A 22,011-nucleotide genomic window follows, 5' to 3' on the forward strand; every position below is an offset into this window, starting at 1 on the left:
CAAGGCTTTAAGCGTAGCGTGCCTTGACGAACTTGTATATGACGGTATTGTTAAACTCCAAGTCGATTAATTACTGTATCAATCAAACTGTCCCAGACTGTAATAAACTTAGCCGCAGCATTGTAGCCATGCTGGAATTTCATGATTTCGGCAAGTTCCTCATCAATATTTACACCACTGATTGAGTCACGAAGATTACGGAGATCATCCATAATTGCATTCTGACTCAAAAGATTTGTCTCTGCCTGTTCACCTTTAAGACCTACATTTGTTACTGTATCTGCAAAGTAGTCATCAAAGGTCTTCATACCGCCAACCATAACGCTTGTATTGCGGATAGCGGCAATTTCTACTGCAGCACGACCGTCACCTGTTGGAGCTGTTCCTGCTGCATCCATATAACCTGCGGCAACGCTCATAACATCATTTCTGATTGCCTGATTAACTTCGATGTAAGCAGAAGGATTATAAACCGGAGAAACTGCATACTGACTTCCAGATGCAAGGGCATTTACCGCATCAGCCTGAGCAAAATCATAAGCTCCTGCTTCACCTGTTCCTGCTAAGATTCCTGAATATCCTGCAAGGAAATATCCTGAATCTTCTACATGGCGGATTACAAAATCAGGATTCTCTACATCCTGTGCTGTAGTAGCCTTCAAAACAAGGTGATTATTCTTATCAAGATAAGCTTTTACTTCGCTTGTACTGTCATTTATGCGGGCAATTACTGTTTCTACCGTATCTGTATGGAAATAAGGAACCTGAACTTCACCAGTTGAACCGCTGAATCTCATTACACCTTCAATTCCAACCTGCTGCTGCATATCAAGAGCATTTGTACCTGTAAAACGGAAAATATATGATGTATCAAGTTCTCCATCTCCGTTTCTGTCAAAATTACCGTGTGCATTCTCAACAAAACTATGCTGTGTAAAGAAATCAAGCCCTGTAACCTTATTTGCGCCAACTGCATTGCGGTGTACATCGTTTACAAGGTCAGCAAAGTTCATTGTCATTGTATTTAATGTCTGAATTTCATTACGAACGTCTACGTCACGGAGTTCTACGAGTGCGCCGAGTGTACCGCCATTGAATACTGCATCATTTCCAGTATCTTTCCATACAAGTTTGCTGTATCCTGTATCATCAAAACGAGGAACAAGGTCAATTTCACGGGCAATATTTCCCTGTACGATTACGCGGCCACCAACGTGCACCATAAATTCGTCGCTGTCTCTCTGATCTGTAGAAATATTTATCAACTTAGAAAGTTTATCTACAAGAAGATCGCGGCGGTCAAGCAAATCATTAGGATTATCGCCCATAGCGCGGCTTCTTACGATTTCTGCGTTGCAGTCTGCAATCTGGCGTGCATAACTGTTTACCTGCTTTACAGTTGCTTCAATATCACCATCAATAAGGTTTCCTACACCGGCTAAAGCTTCCCAGCGCTGTTTAATTGAATCTGTAAGGGTTTCGGCACGAGTTACAACTGCCTGACGGGCTGCCTTGCTTTCCGGATTTATAGAAAGTTCCTGCCATGCTTCCCAGAATTTGTCCATATTCGAACGAACCGAAATATCATCCGGCTCATTGTAGATCTGTTCTATCATGGTGTAATATTTTGAACGTGTATCCCAGTATGATTCCTGATTTGCCTGGGCAACAATGCGTTCATCAAGCAATTCATCTCGTATACGATTGATTGACTGAACATCAACACCCTGTCCAATAAGACCAGGGCGCTCAAGTCGTTCAAGATCAGGCTTATAAAGAGGATCAAACTCCTTTATCTGAACTCTCTGACGGCTGTAACCTTCAGTATTTGCATTTGAAATGTTATGACCTGCAGTTGTGATGGCATCTGTATTTGCCATAATACTGCGTTTTCCTAATTCAATTCCAGAAAATGTTGATCCCATATTTTACCCCCTCACATTTACCAGAACGCTTGCAGGCTCTGATTTTGTGATAGTGCCGTATTTCGTATAATTTTTATTGCGGGTCTGTGGCAGAGCCTTCTCTACTACTTCTGCAATAAACTCACGAGTTACATTTACATAATTTGAAATGACCTGATTTTCTACCTTGCATTTAAGGAGTTTTGTACGGAGACGACCTAAGCGATCAAAATATGGTCTGATCTCATCTGTTTTAAGCTGTTCCTGAATTTCATCACGACGAACATCGAATTTCTGAAAGCTGTCTGAAATAAGATTTACTTCATTTATATGTCCAACCAGACTTTCCCAGTCCTTATCTGTTATTGCCTTACGAAGCATTTTCTGTTTTTCTGTAAGGCGATCAAGAAGATTTTCTTCCTCTGCAAGAACTGTTGAATATTCATTAATTAATTCGTCCATCTCAAAACCTCGTTTAAAATTATGGTCATTCCCTTTGAATATCGGAATTATGAAAATTTTGTTTAGTGATTTTTATAAGAAAAAAAATTAAAAAATGTGAAAATTTTATGCTAAGAAAACGTTTTCGTTAGTAATATGATATGTTTTTATCTTGATTTTTTTTGATTTTGCGGTAACCATTAATAATTAAACATTGTTAACTAAATTTGTAACAGTTTTAAAATCTGCTTTCAGAAAAAACTGTTCCTTATTATGGAGGTTGACATGTTATTTAAAAATACTATTAAAGTCAAAGTTATCAGTTAATTCCTAAAAGTTTTCCAATTTAATTAATAAAGTCCTAAATCAAATTTAATATTATATTTGTGCGAATTCTTTTCGCATAAGGAGATTAATTATGTGTTTAACAAACACAAGGAAACTGATTAAACGAATTGCACTTACATTGTTCATTACAATGGTGGCATGCAGCTCATTAAGTGCAAAATCAAAATCAAAACCAAAAAATGAATTGGTAAAGGAAGAAGACGGATTCTATTATGGATACGGAAAAGGTTCTTCCCTTGAGGATTCAATCGCTATTGCAAAAAAAGACCTGCTTGAAAATGCATTAACTGCAATGGTTCGTGTTTCTGACCCAGCTGCAAAAAAAATTACAGTAGGTGAAGAAGTTGTTGATGAAAGACTTGGTAATATAAAACCTTTCTCTCAAAGCAAAAGCGGCGACAATGTAGTTTACAGAATTAAAGAAGTTGACTGGACAAAAAATGAAACAGCGTTCCAGAAAAAACTTCGTGATACTCTTGTTTCTGATTATAACAAGCTTATTTCAAGCAGAGATGTTGCCGTTAAATTCGAACTTGCAGCTTCAATTTTGAGCACACTCGAAAAAAAAGGTGAAACAAATCTTTTGACATACCAGGATGGAGCTACAGAACTTCTTTCAAGAAAAGTTGAAAATATCTGCAAGACTATTGCAGAAGGTTTTGAAGTTTCATTCTCAGTAAAAGACTGTATTCTTTCTGAAAATCCTGAAATTGAAATTACTGTAAAAGATAATGCAGGCACTCCAGTTTCTGGACTTAAGTTAAAGACTGTCTGGGCTGCACCTTATGTTTCAGTTCTTTCTGAAGAATCAACACTTGAAGAAGTTGTTTCTTTCGTAAAAACAGATTCAACTGGTACAGCAAAAATTGACTTCCCTCTTTCAGAAGAATATTTGAACTGTGTTCTTGACCTTACAATTACAACTTCATTCGGAGCAGAAAAATTTGTTTCTCCTCAGATGCGTGCAATTGATAATATCTCTTCAGTTGATGCAAGATACTTTGTTGCTTCAGATATCAATCAGACATACTCTTTTGCAAATGTTGAAGGTGGTGAATTTAATGTTGGTGCCCTTGGACACGATGCAAAGGCTGCTAAAAAAGAAGCTGCTCATACAGTAACTCTTGAAGCTTTTGATATTGCTGTAGCTCCTGTAACAAACTATCAGTATGCACTTTATCTTTATCTCACAAGAAATGAAGATACTCCTGAATATTTTGTAAACTCAGATTACAACAATCCAAATCAGCCTGTTATTGGAGTTTCTCTTGAAGATGCTGAAAATTATGCAGCATGGCTTTCTACTCAGATTAATGCAACTCTTCGTCTCCCAACAGATGATGAATGGGAAGTTGCTGCAAGAGCTGGTGCTGAGTTTATTTATCCTTGGGGTGATGATGATCCTTCAAAGGGAAAGAAAGCAAATTATAAAGGCAATGGAAAATATAAGTATACATCTCCAGTTGGAGCATTTGAGACAGGAATCAATGCATGGGGACTCATGGATATGTCTGGAAACGTTTGGGAATGGACAACTTCTATGAGAAATCTTCCAGAAGACTCAGAAATGAGAACTGTTAAAGGTGGTTCATGGATGGATGGTGCAAATGATTTGAGAATTTCAAACTATAAGAACATTGATAAAACTCAAAAATATCCTGATGTAGGATTCCGTTTAGTAAAGGAGGTTTCTAAATGAAAAAATCATTAAAAGTTTTATTTGTAGTTTTACTTACAGCGCTGGTAGTTTCATGTGAATCTACAGAAGTTATTGATGGAGATCCTAATGTTGCAGCAGGTATCAATGCCTGGAATTCAAGAGGACCTGATGCAGCTACAGCATATTGGACAGATATTGAAGAGCCTGCTAAGCAGAAAAAATATTTGAATTACGTTACTTTGTTCAACGCCGGAAAAAATGCTCTTGACGGTACAGATGGTGTAAAAAATTCAGGAAAACTGGTTTCTGCATCTAATACTGCACTTGCTAAGTTTAAGGCATTGGATCCAGCACTGGAACTTCCAGCAGACGTAAAAGAAAAAGGTATTGATTTGTCTGTAAAGTGTATTGATATTCTTTTATCTCAGGAAAACCTGAATGATGCAAATAATATGTATACACAATCTGTAAAGATTTACGGAAAGAGCGACAAATACAATACTGTTGCTAAGGAACTTGATGTTTGTAAGTCTATCGAAGCAAAACGCAAGAATGCTGTAGAAGAATCTGACAGAATAAAAGAAATTGAAGATGTTGATGAAAGAATTAAAGAGTTGACTTCATTTAAGGAAAGTCTTGCTGATTCTGAAGCAGAAGTTAGAAATCTTGTAAATAATTCTGGAGTTGGTAAAACAGCTGGTGTTTCTGCATTTGAAAAGAGATTCAAGAAATTGAACCAGGATGTTGCTATTCAGCTTGAAGGTGCTTACCGTGATAAGATTTACGAGTACAAAGAGCGTATTGGTGAAGAATTTGCCCGCCAGATGACAGGCAAAGAAAATGGTAACTACAAGCTCGAAGAAATTCTTGAGCATTATCAGTCAATCGAAAAGAATATCGATGCAATTTATGCCGAACTCCTCGACTTTGCTGCTAAGCATGAAAAGAACGTAGATCAGGATGTACTTGATGAAGTTACATTGCAGAAAAAAGATCTCTCTGCAAAAATTGCTCAGATCAACAAAGAAATTGCCAGAGAAAAGGAAATTGCAAGCCGTGGTAAGACTGTAATGCCTCTTATGATTGGTTTGTTCAACCCAGCTCCTGGTTCTACAGCAGAAAGCAAGAAATCTCGTCCTGCAAAATTCAGTGCTACAAAGCAGAAGAAAGCTGAATACTGGTGGGGTATGGTATCTATCCCTAAGGGTGAAATGAATGACCTTGTAATTACATTGAAGGATAACAGAAATGTTAGAGTATTCAATGAAAATACAAAGAGCGGAAAACTGATCGAAAAGAATAATCTTAAAGACCTTGTTAGCCGCAGCTCAAGAGTTGGTAACTCATGGCCAGTATTGAACGCTGGTTCTCAGCTTAAGGGATCAAACTACTTCTTCGAAATCGATAAGGGTAAGACAGAAGATTACTCTGGTGAAGTAGTTGTATATAGTTCATTTATCACAAGGATGCGTTAAGTATGAAATTAGGAAAGAAGAGTATAATTTCTATTGTCGTAGCAGCACTTGTTGTAGTTGCTGCTGTAGTTGGTGTTGTTATTTGGAAGGCACAGCCAAAGGGTGCTGTAGCTGCTGTTTCTACACTGCCAGATTCTCTTAATCCGGTTCTGGAACAGAACACTTCTGGTATGAATGCCAGTGAATTGATTTTTGATGGTCTTACAAACTTTGAAGTTGACCCTCAGACAAATCAGCTTTACACAGAACTTGCTCTTGCAGAAAGCATTGAGCAGAATCAGAAAGATAAGAAAACTTATATAGTTACACTTCGTGAAGATGTAGTATGGCATGATGAAAGCCCTCTTATCGCTGAAGATGTTGTTTATTCTTATAACGCTTATGTTCTTGAAGAAAATAACTCTCCAAAAAGAGATTACTTGAATTCTTTCATTGAAAGCGTTGAAGCACTTGATGACAAGACTGTACAGATTGTTTTCAAAAATCCTATGCCTGAATTCCGTGCTTACCCTGTTCTTACATTCAAAATCATTCCTTCAAGATTCGAAGGAAAAGATATGGATGTAAATATGCGTGACGGTGAACTCGAAAGACGTTTCGCTACAGAGCCAATCGGAACTGGTCCTTACAAGCTCCAGAGCTGGGAAATCGGTAAATGGCTTACATTCAAGGCAAATGGTCTCTACTTCAGAAACGTTCCAAAGGTTGAATCGATTGTTATCAAACGTGTAATCGACCCTATCGTTCGTATGAACGAATTGAGCAAAGGTCGTGTAAATCTCGTACTTGAAACTAACCCTATGGATCGTGACACAGTTGCAAAAATGTCAAAGGTAGATATCAATTCTTATATGCCATATGCATTCTATAGCCTCGCAATCAATACAGAATTGTTCCCTAAAGCAGAAGGTCGTCAGGCTATGGCAACTGCGTTGAACAGAACAGAACTCGTTCCAGGAATTACAGATCAAGAAGAAGGTGTTGTACTCAACTACGGTCCATTCCCATCAAATCTTTTTGAAGTAAATATTCCAGAGTATGCTAATACACCACTCCCAGATCTTATGCCATATGATCTTTCAAAGGCTAAGAAACTTGCTAAGACAGGTGATGTTCAGGGACAGAATGCAAAACTTATCTATCCTGACTCTATGGGTGAATTCGGTAAGCAGCTTGCAGATGGTATCGCAAAACAGCTTGAAGCTATCGGTTTGAATGTTGAAGTTAAACGTACTGGTGACCAGGTATTTAAGAGAATGGTATACAAAGAGAAATCTTATGAACTCGCTCTTATGTACTATGATGGTTTTGATAACATTTATTCAACAATGGGCAGCCTGTACAGAACAAACGCTTCAGAAAACATCACTGGTATTGCAAACAAAAAACTTGATTCACTTTTTGATACATGGGAAAAAGAAGTTGTAACAGCAGACTGGATTAAACAGACTCTTTTACTTAATAAAGAAATCTGTGAATTGTCTCCTACAATTGGACTTTGTTCTCTTCAGAAAGATGTTTACTCTCGCGGCTTAACTAACGTCTATATAGCAACAGATAACCCGTTCTTGTCTGCAGAAGAATGGAAATTTGATAACTAATTAAGAGGTTATTAATGCGATTCTTACGCTTTTTAGTTAGAGAATTGCTCCTCCACGGCATTATTTTTGCCGTGGTAGGAACTTTAGTTCTCTCGTTACTTTATCTTCTATCAATTGGAGCCCCTGCTGAAGCTTATGCAGATGCAGGCCGTTCTTTTTTACTTTTTATTTCCGGTAATGCCAATTCAAAGACTGTTGGCTTTACATCTGGACAGATTATTGTAGCCGGTGCCATTCAGACTTTTCCTTTAGCAATGATTTCCCTGGCATTTGTAATTTTAATTGCACTTGTATGTTCATCTTATGCTGTAACCAGTAGATATATGGCTATCCACTTTGCAAAGAAATCTGGTGAAAAAATTGAAAAGGTATGGAGTTTTATCGCTTCTATTCTGGCTGCTATTCCTTTGTTTATCGGTTTCTGGGTAGCTTATGTAACTTTTGGAAATGGCGTACCCCTCTTTTTCATTGCTCTGGTAACTGTTGTTCTGGGTGGCCTTTCATGGGATGCTACCAACTTCTTGAAAACAGACATGATTAGTCAGGTAAATCAGACACATGCTATTGTTTTCTCAACTTTAGGAAGAAATCTTGGAAGATTCTTCCCGCTGCCAGGTACTTATTCTGGATATCTTTTCCAGTCAAGTTTACCTCGCTTTATTCCTTATCTTGCAGGAAAGGTTCCTGCAATTATTGGATCAGTTACAATTGCTGAAATTGCATACAGTTTCCCAGGCTTGGGAAGTAATTTAATTGATGCTCTTGTACAGACTAATACTGACCTTCTTGTTACTTCAGTATTTGTACTTTTGTGTATAAATGCTGTTGTATCGTTCCTTGTAAAAACGATACTATTCCTGATTTATCCGAGGGTATATGAAAAAGCAATTTAACATCTTAAAATATACTGTAGTAGTATTGTTTATCTTGCCATTGATTATTTCATGGCTTCCCTGGACATGGTTTAGTGGTATTTTCTCTGAAGAATTGCGTGATGCAGATTATATACGCATACTCTTCAACTCTGTAAAAGAACTTTCTATTACTTTAGTTTCTACAATGATTTTTGCAATGCTCATCAGCTATATACTTGGCTTTTTGAGTGTTTTGTCATTAAAAGTAGGACGTTTCTTTTCAAACATTTTGAATGCCATAGAATCAATCCCTTCTATTCTTATTGCCCTCTTCTGTTATGCTCCAGTTTCTGGTGCTCTCGCAAAGAGTTCAGGTAATACATCTGCATTCCTTTCACTTGCTGTGTTTGTACTTGCATCTACTGCAACTGTTTTGCCTGAAGCTGTAAGAAGTATTTCTATTCCACTTTCTGATTTGTATCATCAGAAATATAGCGTTTCATTCCGTTCTTACGGTTTTGCAAAGGGCAGAATCCTTTCTGTTCTGATGAAAACTGCATTAATGAAAGATACATTAAAGCGTGTTGTTGCAGGCATTTTGCTTAAGACTCTGGTTCTTGATACATCATTCGGCTTTGTTATCCAGGTAGGTCTTGGAGCAACTGGTACTCCACAGCATACAAGCCCTGGTGCTTTAATTGCCTTGTACCGCCGTACACTGTTAGGATTCGATGGAACACCTTCCATGTTCTGGATTCCATCTGTTATCCTGATTGCTTTAAGTACTGCTTTCCTTATTGTACTTGGTGATAAGAAGGAGGAAGCATGAAACCTGTAGAATTAAAAGATTTTTGTATTCATCTCAGAGATAGAATTACTTTTAACAAATGTGATTTTTCAATTGAAGCAGGTTCGGCTTCTGTTATTATGGGACCGACCGGAACTGGTAAATCAGTTTTTCTTAAATCAATTGCCGGAATTTTACCAATGCATATCTTTAAGTTTGAAGGAAGCATGAAGGTAAACGGAATTGATGCTTATATTGATGGTGAAAAACTGGGATTTAATCAGTGGACTCAGATTGAACAGTCAGGCCTTATGTTTATTCCTGCAGAAACTGCGCAGGTAATGAACTCGGCATTAACACTTGATCAGAACCTTGCCTTGCTGGCACCTGGATGCCGGCCGGAGATTGTACGCCGCCTTAAGGAATTCTTTACCCTGGACTTTGAAGCATTTGCCCGCCTCTATCCGGATGAAGTTTCCGGTGGTGAAATGCAGCGTATTACATTGATGATTCTGCTTTCACGCAAAGGTAACCTTATTCTTCTTGATGAACCAACTGTAAACCTTGACCGCAACCTTAGAAAGAACTTTGTTGCATTCTTAAACAAAGAAATCCTTTGTGATAAGACAAAGACATTCCTTATGGTTAGCCATGACCTCGACTTTATTAAGCGCCTTACTCTTACAGACGCATATAAGCTCGAAGATGGCGTTCTCAGCAAGATTGAACAGCTTCCAGAAATGGAAGGATACGAAAAACCAGAGGCTAAAAAAGGTGCTTCGGGTTCTGCCATTGAATTGAAGAACGTTGCTCAGCGCTATAATAAGCGCGGTCTGTTTGGTGAAAGAAAGTTCACTGCTTTTGAAGGCCTGAACCTTACATTTGAGCGTTCTACAATTTACGGTATTACAGGACCTTCTGGATGCGGTAAATCAAGTACTATTAAAGCAATTTTGCGTCTTCTTGATGAAACTTCCGGTCAGATTCTTATGGAAGGTAACGACCTTGTTGCGCTTAAGCCATATGAAAATGGCCGCGATCCTAAGGTATTCAAGCCTTTCAGAAAGAGAATGGCTGTTGTTCAGCAGGATTCCCGTTTCTCGTTCTTCCCGGATTTAAAGATTCGCGATTCATTCCAGCAGATTGTTAATGCAGGAAACGAAGGAACTATTGAAGGACTTGCTGAAAACCTGGAAAAGGTTGGCCTTACAAAAGCTCACCTTGACTGTAAGCCACAGATGCTTTCTTCCGGCGAAATGAAGCGTATGGATATTGCCCGTGCTTTGACTGCAAAGCCTGACATCCTCCTTCTGGATGAACCATTTGCACATATTGACTTTGACACACGTTTGAATGTAATGAAGGTAATTTCAGATTATCTTGCAAGCCATGCAACAATTCTGGTTGTTGTAACACATGAAGATTTCGATTTGAGATACTTCATTGAAAAGAATTACGATTTCCCAGAATTAGTTGGTATGTATGCAATCGAAAAATAAATAGAAAGCAAATACAATTTAAAAGGGGCTGTCCATATTGAAATGGACAGCCCCTTTTTTATGGAAATCAATTTATGCGTCTGAGAGGATTCGAACCTCCTACCACCGGATTCGAAGTCCGGTGCTCTATCCAGATGAGCTACAGGCGCATTCTGGCAAAATTGCCATCAAAAAAAAAGGTGCAAGAAGTTTATTTCCTGCACCCAGGGTGCCTAGTCGGGATCGAACCGACGACAACCAGATCCACAATCTGGCGCTCTACCGCTGAACTATAGGCACCGTATTAAAAAAAAGCTCCTTGTTTTTGGCAAGAAGCTTTAATGAGCCATGCAGGGATCGAACCTGCGACCCACAGATTAAGAGTCTGTTGCTCTACCAGCTGAGCTAATGGCCCGAAGTCGTAAGTGACTTAGTGATAATGAATATACATGAAACATAACTTTTAATCAAGTGCTTTAGTGCATTTTTTAACAATTTTTTTAATTTTTTTTATTATTTTTTTCTAACTGTATAAAGCTTCATTGTTTCAGTTTTTCCGCGGATTTGAGCATCTGCAATAAAATCAAGTTCATTATTTTCATCAATTCTTTCTGCAGACGCTTCTGAAAGCAGCAAATCAGTCGTATAGTTTTTACAAAGAGATTCGAGCCGGCTGGCAGTATTTACAGTATCCCCTATTACAGTATATTCCATACGATTAGCTGCTCCTATTGTTCCTGCAAAAACAGGACCAGTATGAATTCCAATACCAAACTTTAGCTGAGGAAGGCCCTCTGCTTCAAAATCCTTATTCACTTCAACAAGAGCTTTTCTCATATCTAAAGCAGCATCAAGGGCATCTTTTGCACTGTTATTTGAACTAACAGGAGCTCCGAAAATTGCCATAATTGCATCACCAATATATTTATTTATGATTCCATGATGAGCTGTAATACATTTTCCAAGAGCAGTAAAATATTTATTCAAAAGCTGTACTACTGCAGACGCTTCCATTTTTTCACTCATAGCAGTAAAGCTTCTTATATCACAAAACAGAACTGTTACTTCGCGGGTTTCACCGCCAAGCGTTGTTCCCAAAGATTCTTTTCCATTCCCCATCAGATAATCCCGGACTTCAGGATCAACAACCTTACCGAAGGTATCCCGCATAAACTCTTTTTCTGCAAGGGAGTCCGACATGTCATTAAAACTGTCTGCAAGAAGCCCTAACTCATCTGCAGTAACAATCCCTACCCTTGATTTATAATCTCCGCTTTGAATTCTTTTTGATGCTTCAGTCAAATTTTTCAGAGGATTCAATATCAGGTTTGAAAGGCTTATTGTTATTGTAAAAGCAATTATTAATAGCAGTACTGAAACAAAAATAACACCCCTGTTAATTGCAAGTCCATTATTTATCTGAACTGATATTAGGCTTGAAAGCAGAATAATAACAGGAAAAACAGAAGAGACCATAAAACAGTAAAGCATAAGATGCTTAAAAGAAGGACGTACAGAAAAGTTCTGTCTTGAAATATGACCTTCAGGAAAGACCTTTGGAAGAAGAACTGTTCGATTCAATATTTCAATAGGAAGATAGCATAAAGTCCAGGCTGTCATTCCCGAAAAAAGAGCAAATCCCCAGCTGGAAATAAGAATCGCTTTTATATGAATACCAAAATATGATTTTGCATAAAGAACAAATGGAATTTCAATTAAATAGTAAACATTCCATCCAATAACTGATGAAAGAGAAAAAACGGATGGAATTTCAGCAATATTTTTAACTATTTTTTCATCGGTTTTAAAAATACGTTTAGCATAAATTATACAAACAAAAGCAGGTATTAGAAATGCGAACAGCATTGCAATCATAGAAAGATTATTCTGTCTTAAAAAGCTTTCCCACTTTTCAATATTGTCTTCATCAAAAACTGGAATAGAAATAAACTGAGGAACCAGAACTGCAATCATATTGGAAACAACAACAATAAGACCGTATATTGCTGTCATTTTTGCAATTAACTTTTTGTTTAACTCCATGATTTTATTTTATCATACTATTTCATGCTTTCAAGAAAAATTATGAAAATCTAATAAAAACAATGCTCCTATCTTGACATAATCCACTTATTTCTATATTCTTACATACCGTAGTCGCAAGACTTGAATGTGATTTTTCACTCGCGGGAGTGGTGGAATTGGCAGACACGCCAGACTTAGGATCTGGTGCTTCGGCGTGAGAGTTCAAGTCTCTCCCCCCGCACTTTGACTACAAACAAGATTTATGCGGAAATAGCTCAGTGGTAGAGCGCCACCTTGCCAAGGTGGATGTCGCGGGTCCGACTCCCGTTTTCCGCTCGATTAAAGGCGTTTGCCTGTAATACAGAATAATGCGGAAATAGCTCAGTGGTAGAGCGCCACCTTGCCAAGGTGGATGTCGCGGGTCCGACTCCCGTTTTCCGCTTGAATCTTATATAGAGACGCAATTTTTTGTGTCTCTATTTTTTTATTAAAACACAGGCCAAGCGGCCTTACTCAGGAGTACCATTTTGAAACTTAAGAAAGAATTCAAGAGTCTTGAAAAATCGGCAGTTGAGCTTACTGTAACAATTGAAAAAGCAGAAGTAGAGAGCGCTTACAAATCAACACTTGCTAACTATGTAAAGCACGCTCAGATTCCAGGTTTCCGTAAGGGTCATGTACCTCAGAATGTTTTGGAACGCAAATACGGAGATTCTATTAAAGCCGACACAATCGGAACTCTCATTGATCAGTCATTCGATGAAATCTTCAAGGAAGAAACAGAAAACCGCCCTCTTCCATATTCACAGCCTGTAATGGACAAGGCTCCAGAACTCGACATCACAAAAGAACTTACATATACAGTACACTATGACGTATTCCCAAAAGTAACTGTAAAAGATTTCTCTGGCGTAAATGTAAAAGAGCCACAGGTTACAGTTTCTGATGATGATTTGGCAGAAGAGCTCAAGTCTATGCAGGAAAGAAATGCAATGGTTATCGAAAAGAAAGATGCAACTGTTGCAAAAGATGATATCGTAACAATCAACTACTCAGAACTTGGAGAAGACGGAAACGTAATCGCAGGTTCAGAACGCTCTGACTTCGTATTCACAGTTGGAAGCGGCGAAAACATCTACAAGATTGATGACGAAATCATCGGTATGAAGAAAGATGAAACTAAAGACATCACAAAGAAATACAAGAAGGATGATGCTGATCCAGAACTCGCTGGTCAGACAAAGAAAATCCGCGTAACAATCAAGGCTGTAAAGATTCGTGACCTCCCTGCTCTCGACGATGATTTTGCTCAGGACTGCAACGAGAAGTACAAGACTCTCGCTGACATGAAAGCAGACATCAAAAAGAACATGGAGCTTGCTGCAAGCCGCCGCGTAAAGGAAATGAAGAACAATTCTCTCCTCGAGCAGCTTGTTGAAAAGAACAAGTTCGACATTCCTGCTTCTATGCTTCAGGCAGAACTTGATGGCCGCTGGAGAATGATGGCACAGCAGTTCCAGACAACTCCAGAACAGCTCGACAAGATGATTGCAGCTTCTGGTCAGACAAAGGAAGCTATGCTTGAGCAGTGGACAGGCGACAGCGAAAAGATGCTTAAGTCTCGTATCATCGTAGACTGCCTCATCCGCGACCGCAACATCAGCGTAACTCCAGAAGAAATCGAAGCACAGTATGCTAAGATTGCTGAAGAAGGTGGAATGACTGTAGAAGAAGTTAAGAAGCACTACGAAGATCCACGCGCTAAAGAATACCTTATCGACGACGCTAAAGAAAACAAACTTTACGACGAAATCTATAAGGAAGTTAAGGTTTCTAAGGGCGACAAGATGTCTTTCAAAGACCTCTTCTCTAACGTTCAGTAATCAAATATCTTCATTGATATAAAGATACGTCATTGCGAGGAGCGAAGCGACGTGGCAATCTTTTTAATATGGATTGCCACGCCTTTGGCTCGCAATGACGTATTTTTTTCTCTCCATGCACTCCTTAGCTCTGTAAGAAATTTATTTATTTACACTACCCAATAATCAAAAAATTCAGTATATTTAATATGATACACTAGTTGTACTAAAGGGGATTTTATGAACGAAAGCATGAACACACTGGTTCCATACGTTGTTGAAAAAACAGGTAACGGGGAACGCAGCTACGATATTTTTTCAAGACTTCTTAAAGACAGAATCGTTTTCATCGATGGCGAAATTAACGACCAGATGGCAGACCTTGTCGTAGCTCAGATTCTCTTCCTTGAATCAGAAAATCCGGAAAAAGATATCAGTATTTATATCAACTCTCCTGGAGGAGCTGTAACTGCTGGTCTTGCAATCTATGATACAATGAAATACGTAAAATGCGATATTCAGACAATCTGTATGGGACAGGCAGCAAGCATGGCTGCAATTCTCCTTGCAGGTGGAACAAAGGGTAAGCGTTATGCTCTTCCTTCAAGCCGTGTTATGATTCACCAGCCACGTGGTGGTGTTGAAGGACAGGAAAGTGATATCAGCATTCTTGCAAAGGAAATTATCAGATTAAAGAAGCTTTCTATAGAATATCTTGCTAATGACACTGGAAAAACTAAAGACAAAATTGCTGAAGATATTGAGCGCGACTTTTTCATGTCGGCACAGGAAGCTGCTGATTACGGCGTGATCGACCACGTAATGCCATCACGCAAATAACTGGAGATTTTTATGAAAAGATTTGGAAGCAATAATGACGTTTTCTGCTTTTTCTGCGGAAGCACAGCAAGCAAAGACCGTAAGTTAATTACAGGTCCAAGCGGCAATACTTTTATCTGTGATAAGTGTGTTGCAATCTGTCAGGGAATCTTAGACCAGCAGGAAGCTGATGTAACTCCTATTGAACTTAAAGACGTACCTACTCCACGTGAGTTCAAAGAATATCTCGACAGCTATGTTGTAGGACAGGAAGAAGCAAAGAAAACACTTTCTGTTGCTGTTTACAACCACTATAAGAGAATGTCAGTTTCTGCTGCAGCACAGGCTGCTGAAGATGCTGTAAAAATTGAAAAATCTAACGTTCTTTTAATCGGACCAACAGGTAGCGGAAAGACTCTTCTTGCCCGCACTCTTGCACAGCGTCTTAAGGTACCATTTGCAATTGCAGATGCCACTACCCTTACAGAAGCCGGATACGTTGGTGAAGATGTTGAAAACGTTCTTTTGAAGTTGATTAACGCTGCAGACGGAAACATTGAAGCTGCAGAACGTGGAATCATCTTTATTGATGAAATTGATAAGATTGCACGCAAGAGCGAGAACACTTCTATTACACGCGATGTAAGTGGTGAAGGTGTTCAGCAAGCACTTTTGAAAATTATTGAAGGTACAGTTGCCAGCGTTCCTCCACAGGGCGGACGTAAGCACCCTAACCAGGAAATGCTTCAGATTGATACAACAAACATCCTCTTTATTCTTGGTGGAGCTTTTGTTGGCCTTGATAAGATTATTGAACAGCGCGTTTCATCTCACGCAATGGGCTTTGGCTCAGAAGTTGGTCAGATGACCGACGAAGACAAGATGAAGCTTTTGAATCAGGTTACTCCGGATGACCTTGTAAAGTTTGGTTTGATTCCAGAACTTATCGGTCGTATGCCAATTACCTGCGCTCTCAAAGAGCTTACACGCGATGACCTTGTAAGCGTACTTACAGAACCTAAGAATGCTATCACAAAGCAGTTCCAGGCATCATTCAATATTGATGATGTTAAGCTTGAGTTCGAAAAAGACGCTATTGAAGAAATTGCAGATGAGGCAATCCGTCAGAAGACAGGTGCGCGCGGACTTCGTACAATCGTTGAGAAAATGCTGATGGACGTAATGTTCAAGATTCCTGATATCAAGGGAAAGAAAACCTTTACAGTTACAAAGAAAATTGTTCAGGGGAAAGAAAAGAACATTGAGTCTCTCATCAAAACTGACACAGCTGCAATTGAAAGTGCTTAAATATGGCAGATGTATTTGCACAGCTATCAGATAATTTAAGACAGAGCCTTTCTGCTCTGTCTATTTCCACACCTACTCCTGTTCAGGCAGAAGTAATTCCCCGCATTCTCGGCGGGGAAAATGTTCTTTTTGAATCAGAAACAGGAACAGGAAAAACCTTTGCATACCTTCTTCCACTCATAAATAAACTTGAAACAATAACAGATCATCAGAAGGTTCGCATAATTGTTGTAGCACCGACCTTTGAACTTGCTTCACAGATAAACTGTGCATGCAAAACTGTTACCTCACATAAATCTGCACTTATGATTGGTGGAGCTCCATTAAAACGCCAGATAGAAACACTTAAGGAAAAACCTGAAATCATTATTGGTACAGCAGCACGCCTCGTTGAACTTATTCATCTTAAAAAGCTTAAGATTGACGGTCTTTTTGCTGCTGTTTTTGATGAAACAGACCGCCTCGTAAAAAAAGAATCAATTGAAGACACTTCAGCTTTCAGAAACCTTCTTCCAGGCGGAACTCAGATTATTGCCTGTACTGCAACCCTCAGTAAGCAGACAAAAATATTTTTTGCTGATGCAAAGAATGTCGTTATGCCACCGGAAGATGTTCTTAAAAAACGTATAACTCACTGGGCAATCTACGCAGAAACCAGAGATAAAATTGACACACTCAGAAAACTTTTAGCTGCAGAAAATCCTACAAAGGCACTGATTTTTACATCTCGTGCTGATCAGGTAGAAAACATTTACAATAAATTGACTTATAAAAAAGTAGCCTGTGCTGCCCTTCATGCAAAAACCGATAAGCAGAAACGCAAGGCTGCTATTGACCGTTTCCGCAGCGGAAAAGAAAAGATTCTTATTACAAGTGACCTGGCCGCCAGAGGATTGGATATCCCTGATATTTCTCATATAATTCAGATGGACTTCCCTTCAGATGAAGATTTTTTCATTCACCGAAGTGGACGTACAGCAAGAGCCGGAAAAACTGGAATCAATATTGTAATTGGAGATGAATGGGAAATGAGACATTTTGCCATTCTCGAAAAGAAACTTGGTATTACAGTTTATCCTAAAGAGATTAGAAACGGAAAGGTGGTACAACCATGCGAATAGCAATTGATACCTTGGGCGGAGATCACGGACGCTCTGGTTTTGGTTCATATATTCTATACTTTATTTCAAATCTCCCAAAGAATCCTGATATTCAGATTGAACTGTTTGGTACAGAAGAAGACCGTTATACATATACATCCGGAACAGATATCCCTTATTCAGCGATAAAGCTGCTGGATACACCAAGAGCTCTTCGCCGCTGGTATAAATATCATGCTAACCGTTTTATTAAGAAACAGGGCTATGATGCAGTAATTTATCCAACTGCATGCAGAATGGTTCCACCAAAATATAAAAATCATATTGGTGTTGCAGTTATCAACAGTATCATGTCTTCTGAAATTGCAGATAAAAGCGGTAAAGAAAAACATCAGCTGAAAAAAGGAATTTTAAAGGCACAAAAGATTATTGCCGCATCAAAATATATAAAAGATGACCTTGTAAAGCTTGGAGTTTCAGAAAACAGAATCAGTGTTATTCATAACGGCATTGATCACAAGATTTTCTTCCCGATGGCAGATATTTTTGAAGATGAAATTGTTGATGTAAAGCCATTTGCAATTAAACGACCTTACTTTGTTTATGGCTCTACCCTTTCCAGTCCTGAAAAGAAACATATTGAATTGATTAAAGCCTTTGAGCTTTTCAAAAGAAATACAGGTGCACCACATCGTCTTGTTCTTGCAGGAAATGACGGTCCTTTTGCAGAAGAAATTCATAAAGCCGCATTTAATTCTCAGTTTGCAAGCGATATTTTCCTTACAGGCTTTTTCCCTCACGAGAATTTTGCACGTCTTTACGGAGGTGCAGAAGCATGTCTTTTCCCTTCAATCAACGAAGGCGTAGGACTTCCAATACTCGAAGCAATGGCTTGTGGAATTCCCGTATTATGTTCTGATAAAGGTGCTCTTAAAGAAATCGGTGGAACAGCACCACTTTATTTTAATTCTGATGATATTGACCAGGTTGCAACAAACATGCAGAAGGTTGTTGAAGAAACAGAGCTTCGTGAAAACATGATTACCGATGGTATTATGTGGGCAAAAGAGTTCAACTGGGAAGATACTGTTTCTAAGACTATTAAGAGTATTATTGGATAACAGATATCATTAAAAGATGTCAGTCTTCAGGGCTTCTGAATTATAAAAAAATAATCGTAAACATTGGCTCCCTGTCGCGTATTTGCATATCAAAAACGCGCAATAATGCGCTTGACGTTGTGTGTGGTAAAGTAACTATATTACCTGCCGCTCTCGCGGCAGCCACACACAAAGTCATTTTGACACGCAACTCCGCTCCCTCGCGCCAAATTTTACATACATCTTTTTGACACAGCAGTTCAAGACTTCGTTTCTTCATAAATACTTCCTTCAATAAACTACTTTCAAATATCTATAAAATTCACTATAATATTAAGACTATACTTAGGAGTGATTGTGTTTTTAAAAAGTCTTGATATACACGGATTCAAATCATTTGCAGATAAAACTCATATCGACTTTGCAGAGGGTATTACTGCCTTACTCGGTCCAAACGGCTGTGGTAAAAGTAACGTAGTCGATTCAATTAAATGGGTACTTGCAGAACGCAATTCTAAAAATCTCCGTGCAGAAAAAATGGAAGACGTTATTTTTAACGGTACAGAGCGTCGTCCTGCACTCAATACAGCAGAAGTAACCCTTACAATTGCAAACGACAAGGGATTACTCCCTCTTGATGAAGAAGAAATTGCTATTACCCGTCGTCTCTATCGTTCTGGAGATCAGGAATATTTTATCAATAAACGCCCTGCCGGCCCTACAGAAATCCGCCGTCTTTTTATGGATACTGGTGTCGGAAAAGCAGCCTACTCTGTTATGGAGCAGGGAAAAATCGACCAGATTCTTTCGAGCAAACCGGAAGACCGCCGCTATCTTTTTGAAGAAGCCGCAGGTATCAGCCGCTCAAAGGCAGAGGTTGCAGAAGCAGAACGCGAACTTGAACGTACCCGTCAGAACATGACTCAGATTGAAATTGCCATGGGAGAAATTAAACGTCAGTACGACACTCTCAAGGTTCAGTCTGAAAAAACAATTAAATACCGCAAATTTAAAGAAGACATCTATCTTTATGAACTTGACCTTACCCTTCTCCGTCTTAAAAACTTTGTAACAGACAAAGCCCGTCATGAAGAAGAACTCAAAAAAGTTCAGGAAAAACGAGATAAGGTTCGTCAGGAAATTGAAGAAATCAACAATACAATTTCTGAAAACATGGACAAAGTTAAGGCCATGCAGGAAGACCTTTATAATAAACAGGCAAAACTTCTTGCAATCGGTCAGGAGAAAAACGGTAAACTCGAACTGATTAAACAGCAGAATCAGCAGGCTCTTCTTATGAAAGAAAAGCTTAACAGTCTTGAAGGACGCTGTTCTGCCATTCAGGAACGCATTGATACTGTTCAGGAAGAAATTGATGAAAACAATGCAATTCTTCATGAAAAGAATAAGCAGCTCAATGACATTAAGACTAATATAGAATCTTTCCAGAAAAACATTGAAACAAGCAGCCGCCAGATTACAGACAATGACCGCAAGGCTGATTCTCTCCGCACTCAGATTGGTCAGCTTGAAGAAGAACGCGCCGGCCTGCAGAAAGAACTTGCAGCTATTACAGAAGACATTGTTTCAATGCTTGATGCAAAACTCAAGGATGCAGGTTTTAGTGAAGGTGCACTGCGTATTGCAAAAGAAGAACTCGAACAGAATTTTGCAAAACTTAAAATCTTCCTTGATGGCCGCAAAAACATTTTCTCTGATTATGCAGCAAGAAAACTCAGTGCAGAAGAAGCTGGTAAAACTGCAAGTGAAGCTGTTGAAGCATTTGAAGAAGCCGGCCGTCAGATGGCAGAAGTTGAAGCTTCCCTCAAAAAATATCAGGATGCTTCTCCAGCCTTTATTACAGAATTCCTTTCTCCAGAAGGTATCATGACTAAAAAGCGCGGAATTGATGATAAAATCAATCAGAACCGCGATAAGGTTGATGATATAAATAATCAGATTAAAGAGCTTCACTCAAAGAACAGCGAACTCACAACCAAAATCAATGAATACCGTGATACACTTCAGAAGCTCAAGCTTAATGAGATTCAGATGCAGGAACAGATTACTGCAAGCCAGAATCAGATAAACACACTTAACCGTCAGCTTACTGGAGAACAGACAACACTCCGTGAAACTCAGGACGAGCTTTATGTAGAAACAAAGCGTGCTGAAGAACTCAACGAGCAGATCAACCAGTATCAGGATGAACTTGCAGAAATTGAATACCGCGGTAAACAGCTTGCCGACGAAATGAACAAGCTCGACGAAGAAATCGCAAAAGCAAACAAGAGCGTTTCAGGAAAGAGTGATACTCTGGATAAGAAACGCGAAGAACAGAATAAATATCAGGAGCAGTTTGAAAGACTGTCGCTTTCTTTGAACTCTGCAGATAACGACATCAGAAACGTTAAGCAGAACTTTCAGGATCAGTATTCACGCGATCTTATAGAATTTGAAGAGCGTATGTACAAGATTACAACTCCTGCTACAGAACTCCGCGAAAAGCTTTCAGAAGCAAAAAAAGATTTTGCTGCACTTGGAAGCGTAAACCTTATGGCTCCGGAAGAGTTCAATGAAGTAAAGGAACGCTACGAACGCCAGCGCACAAACTACGAGGATACTCAGAAGTCTCTTGAAAACCTCGTTCGCGTAAGTGAAGAAATCAAATCTAAATCTGCAGAAATGTTCCTTGAAACATACAATCAGATTAAGAAGAACTTCCATAATATGTTCCGCCGCCTTTTCAACGGAGGACGTGCTGAACTTAAACTTGCAGATCCTGCAAACATCCTGTCTTCAGGTATTGATATTTACGCACAGCCGCCAGGAAAGAAGCTTGAAAACATTGCCCTGCTTTCCGGTGGTGAAAAGACAATGACTGCGGTTGCCCTCCTCTTTGCAACATATCAGGTCCGCCCTAGTCCATTCTGTCTTCTCGACGAGATTGATGCCGCCCTAGATGACAAGAACGTTTCTTCTTTTGTAACTGCGCTTGAAAGCTTTGCAAGTGTCAGCCAGTACATCGTAATCACTCATAACAAGAAAACTGTAATGGGTGCTTCTACAATGCTTGGTATTACAATGGAAGAGTCTGGTGTAAGTAAGATTATTGCTCTCCGTCTTGATGAAGATATTAAACGTGGAACAATTGTTGACCATAACCAGGATGACTTTAAGGATGAAGAGGTTCCGGATGAAGAAGGCGTTGTACTTCCTCCAAGACCTCCAAAGCGTGTATAGGTAAGC

The 22,011-nt window shown here is 39.1% G+C and carries 16 protein-coding genes and 6 tRNA genes; 15 read left to right on the forward strand and 7 right to left on the reverse strand.

The window, feature by feature from the left end; translation table 11 throughout:
• Positions 1-50 precede the first annotated feature (50 nt).
• Both flgK and BMY21_RS12810 read right to left on the reverse strand, forming a co-directional pair.
• Complete coding sequence (flgK, locus tag BMY21_RS12805) at positions 51-1,925, reverse strand: flagellar hook-associated protein FlgK (RefSeq protein WP_074644825.1); 1,875 nt, start codon at positions 1,923-1,925, stop codon at positions 51-53.
• 3 nt (positions 1,926-1,928) lie between these two features.
• Entirely contained in the window at positions 1,929-2,366 is a 438-nt protein-coding gene (locus BMY21_RS12810; RefSeq protein ID WP_074644827.1) for a hypothetical protein, read from the reverse strand.
• 397 nt (positions 2,367-2,763) lie between these two features.
• Between BMY21_RS12810 and BMY21_RS12815 the strand changes: the two genes are divergently transcribed.
• From BMY21_RS12815 to BMY21_RS12840, 6 genes are read left to right on the forward strand one after another with little or no spacing between them, the layout of a single operon-like run.
• A complete protein-coding gene (locus tag BMY21_RS12815) occupies positions 2,764-4,392 on the forward strand; it encodes a formylglycine-generating enzyme family protein (RefSeq protein WP_074644828.1) in 1,629 nt (542 codons plus the stop codon).
• Entirely contained in the window at positions 4,389-5,828 is a 1,440-nt protein-coding gene (locus BMY21_RS12820) for an AAA family ATPase (protein WP_074644830.1), read from the forward strand. Before BMY21_RS12815 ends, BMY21_RS12820 begins: the two co-directional genes overlap by 4 nt.
• Before the next feature lie 2 nt (positions 5,829-5,830).
• Positions 5,831-7,429 (forward strand): ABC transporter substrate-binding protein, encoded by a 1,599-nt coding sequence (locus BMY21_RS12825; RefSeq protein ID WP_074644832.1) that lies wholly within the window; start codon positions 5,831-5,833, stop codon positions 7,427-7,429.
• A 14-nt stretch (positions 7,430-7,443) separates the two neighbouring features.
• The gene (locus BMY21_RS12830; RefSeq protein WP_074644835.1) at positions 7,444-8,322 is read left to right on the forward strand and encodes an ABC transporter permease subunit; all 879 of its coding nucleotides are present in this window, start codon (positions 7,444-7,446) and stop codon (positions 8,320-8,322) included.
• Positions 8,306-9,112, forward strand: coding sequence for a hypothetical protein (locus tag BMY21_RS12835; RefSeq protein ID WP_074644837.1), 807 nt, complete (start codon positions 8,306-8,308; stop codon positions 9,110-9,112). Before BMY21_RS12830 ends, BMY21_RS12835 begins: the two co-directional genes overlap by 17 nt.
• Positions 9,109-10,569: an ATP-binding cassette domain-containing protein gene (locus BMY21_RS12840; protein WP_074644839.1), complete on the forward strand. Its 1,461-nt coding sequence runs from the start codon at positions 9,109-9,111 to the stop codon at positions 10,567-10,569. The genes BMY21_RS12835 and BMY21_RS12840 overlap by 4 nt, the downstream gene beginning before the upstream one ends.
• Positions 10,570-10,644: 75 nt before the next feature.
• Here the strand turns inward: BMY21_RS12840 and BMY21_RS12845 are convergent.
• The 4 genes from BMY21_RS12845 to BMY21_RS12860 form a co-directional block, all read right to left on the reverse strand.
• Positions 10,645-10,718: transfer RNA gene (locus tag BMY21_RS12845), tRNA-Arg, on the reverse strand.
• 58 nt (positions 10,719-10,776) lie between these two features.
• A tRNA-His gene (locus tag BMY21_RS12850) sits at positions 10,777-10,848 on the reverse strand.
• Between the two features lie 42 nt (positions 10,849-10,890).
• Positions 10,891-10,963, reverse strand: a tRNA-Lys gene (locus BMY21_RS12855).
• A gap of 98 nt (positions 10,964-11,061) precedes the next feature.
• Positions 11,062-12,591, reverse strand: coding sequence for an adenylate/guanylate cyclase domain-containing protein (locus tag BMY21_RS12860; RefSeq protein ID WP_074644841.1), 1,530 nt, complete (start codon positions 12,589-12,591; stop codon positions 11,062-11,064).
• 143 nt (positions 12,592-12,734) lie between these two features.
• Between BMY21_RS12860 and BMY21_RS12865 the strand changes: the two genes are divergently transcribed.
• From BMY21_RS12865 to BMY21_RS12900, 8 genes are all read left to right on the forward strand, one after another.
• Positions 12,735-12,814, forward strand: a tRNA-Leu gene (locus BMY21_RS12865).
• 23 nt (positions 12,815-12,837) lie between these two features.
• Positions 12,838-12,909, forward strand: a tRNA-Gly gene (locus BMY21_RS12870).
• Between the two features lie 34 nt (positions 12,910-12,943).
• Positions 12,944-13,015 (forward strand) — tRNA-Gly (locus BMY21_RS12875).
• A gap of 85 nt (positions 13,016-13,100) precedes the next feature.
• A complete protein-coding gene (gene tig / locus BMY21_RS12880) occupies positions 13,101-14,456 on the forward strand; it encodes a trigger factor (RefSeq protein ID WP_074644843.1) in 1,356 nt (451 codons plus the stop codon).
• 219 nt (positions 14,457-14,675) lie between these two features.
• Entirely contained in the window at positions 14,676-15,275 is a 600-nt protein-coding gene (gene clpP, locus BMY21_RS12885; protein WP_074644845.1) for an ATP-dependent Clp endopeptidase proteolytic subunit ClpP, read from the forward strand.
• Positions 15,276-15,287: 12 nt separating this feature from the next.
• Positions 15,288-16,562, forward strand: coding sequence for an ATP-dependent Clp protease ATP-binding subunit ClpX (clpX, locus tag BMY21_RS12890; protein ID WP_074644847.1), 1,275 nt, complete (start codon positions 15,288-15,290; stop codon positions 16,560-16,562).
• A 2-nt stretch (positions 16,563-16,564) separates the two neighbouring features.
• Positions 16,565-17,683 (forward strand): DEAD/DEAH box helicase, encoded by a 1,119-nt coding sequence (locus BMY21_RS12895; RefSeq protein ID WP_074644849.1) that lies wholly within the window; start codon positions 16,565-16,567, stop codon positions 17,681-17,683.
• Positions 17,674-18,783 (forward strand): glycosyltransferase family 4 protein, encoded by a 1,110-nt coding sequence (locus BMY21_RS12900; RefSeq protein WP_074644851.1) that lies wholly within the window; start codon positions 17,674-17,676, stop codon positions 18,781-18,783. The genes BMY21_RS12895 and BMY21_RS12900 overlap by 10 nt, the downstream gene beginning before the upstream one ends.
• 40 nt (positions 18,784-18,823) lie before the next feature.
• Here the strand turns inward: BMY21_RS12900 and BMY21_RS12905 are convergent, their stop codons facing one another.
• Positions 18,824-19,042, reverse strand: a complete 219-nt coding sequence (locus BMY21_RS12905) for a hypothetical protein (protein WP_074644853.1) — start codon at positions 19,040-19,042, stop codon at positions 18,824-18,826.
• 77 nt (positions 19,043-19,119) lie between these two features.
• Between BMY21_RS12905 and BMY21_RS12910 the strand changes: the two genes are divergently transcribed.
• The gene (locus BMY21_RS12910) at positions 19,120-22,005 is read left to right on the forward strand and encodes a chromosome segregation SMC family protein (RefSeq protein ID WP_074644855.1); all 2,886 of its coding nucleotides are present in this window, start codon (positions 19,120-19,122) and stop codon (positions 22,003-22,005) included.
• Positions 22,006-22,011: the final 6 nt, after the last annotated feature.

Source organism: Treponema bryantii, assembly GCF_900111035.1.
GTDB classification, from domain to species: Bacteria; Spirochaetota; Spirochaetia; order Treponematales; family Treponemataceae; genus Treponema_D; species Treponema_D bryantii_C.

Coding starts and splice junctions, on each gene's coding strand:
- BMY21_RS12810 (WP_074644827.1), bottom strand. CDS start 2,366: ATGGACGAATTAATTAATGAATATTCAACAGTTCTTGCAGAGGAAGAA.
- clpP (WP_074644845.1), top strand. CDS start 14,676: ATGAACGAAAGCATGAACACACTGGTTCCATACGTTGTTGAAAAAACA.
- BMY21_RS12830 (WP_074644835.1), top strand. CDS start 7,444: ATGCGATTCTTACGCTTTTTAGTTAGAGAATTGCTCCTCCACGGCATT.
- BMY21_RS12840 (WP_074644839.1), top strand. CDS start 9,109: ATGAAACCTGTAGAATTAAAAGATTTTTGTATTCATCTCAGAGATAGA.
- BMY21_RS12895 (WP_074644849.1), top strand. CDS start 16,565: ATGGCAGATGTATTTGCACAGCTATCAGATAATTTAAGACAGAGCCTT.
- clpX (WP_074644847.1), top strand. CDS start 15,288: ATGAAAAGATTTGGAAGCAATAATGACGTTTTCTGCTTTTTCTGCGGA.
- BMY21_RS12860 (WP_074644841.1), bottom strand. CDS start 12,591: ATGGAGTTAAACAAAAAGTTAATTGCAAAAATGACAGCAATATACGGT.
- flgK (WP_074644825.1), bottom strand. CDS start 1,925: ATGGGATCAACATTTTCTGGAATTGAATTAGGAAAACGCAGTATTATG.
- BMY21_RS12820 (WP_074644830.1), top strand. CDS start 4,389: ATGAAAAAATCATTAAAAGTTTTATTTGTAGTTTTACTTACAGCGCTG.
- BMY21_RS12905 (WP_074644853.1), bottom strand. CDS start 19,042: ATGAAGAAACGAAGTCTTGAACTGCTGTGTCAAAAAGATGTATGTAAA.
- BMY21_RS12900 (WP_074644851.1), top strand. CDS start 17,674: ATGCGAATAGCAATTGATACCTTGGGCGGAGATCACGGACGCTCTGGT.
- BMY21_RS12835 (WP_074644837.1), top strand. CDS start 8,306: ATGAAAAAGCAATTTAACATCTTAAAATATACTGTAGTAGTATTGTTT.
- BMY21_RS12815 (WP_074644828.1), top strand. CDS start 2,764: ATGTGTTTAACAAACACAAGGAAACTGATTAAACGAATTGCACTTACA.
- BMY21_RS12825 (WP_074644832.1), top strand. CDS start 5,831: ATGAAATTAGGAAAGAAGAGTATAATTTCTATTGTCGTAGCAGCACTT.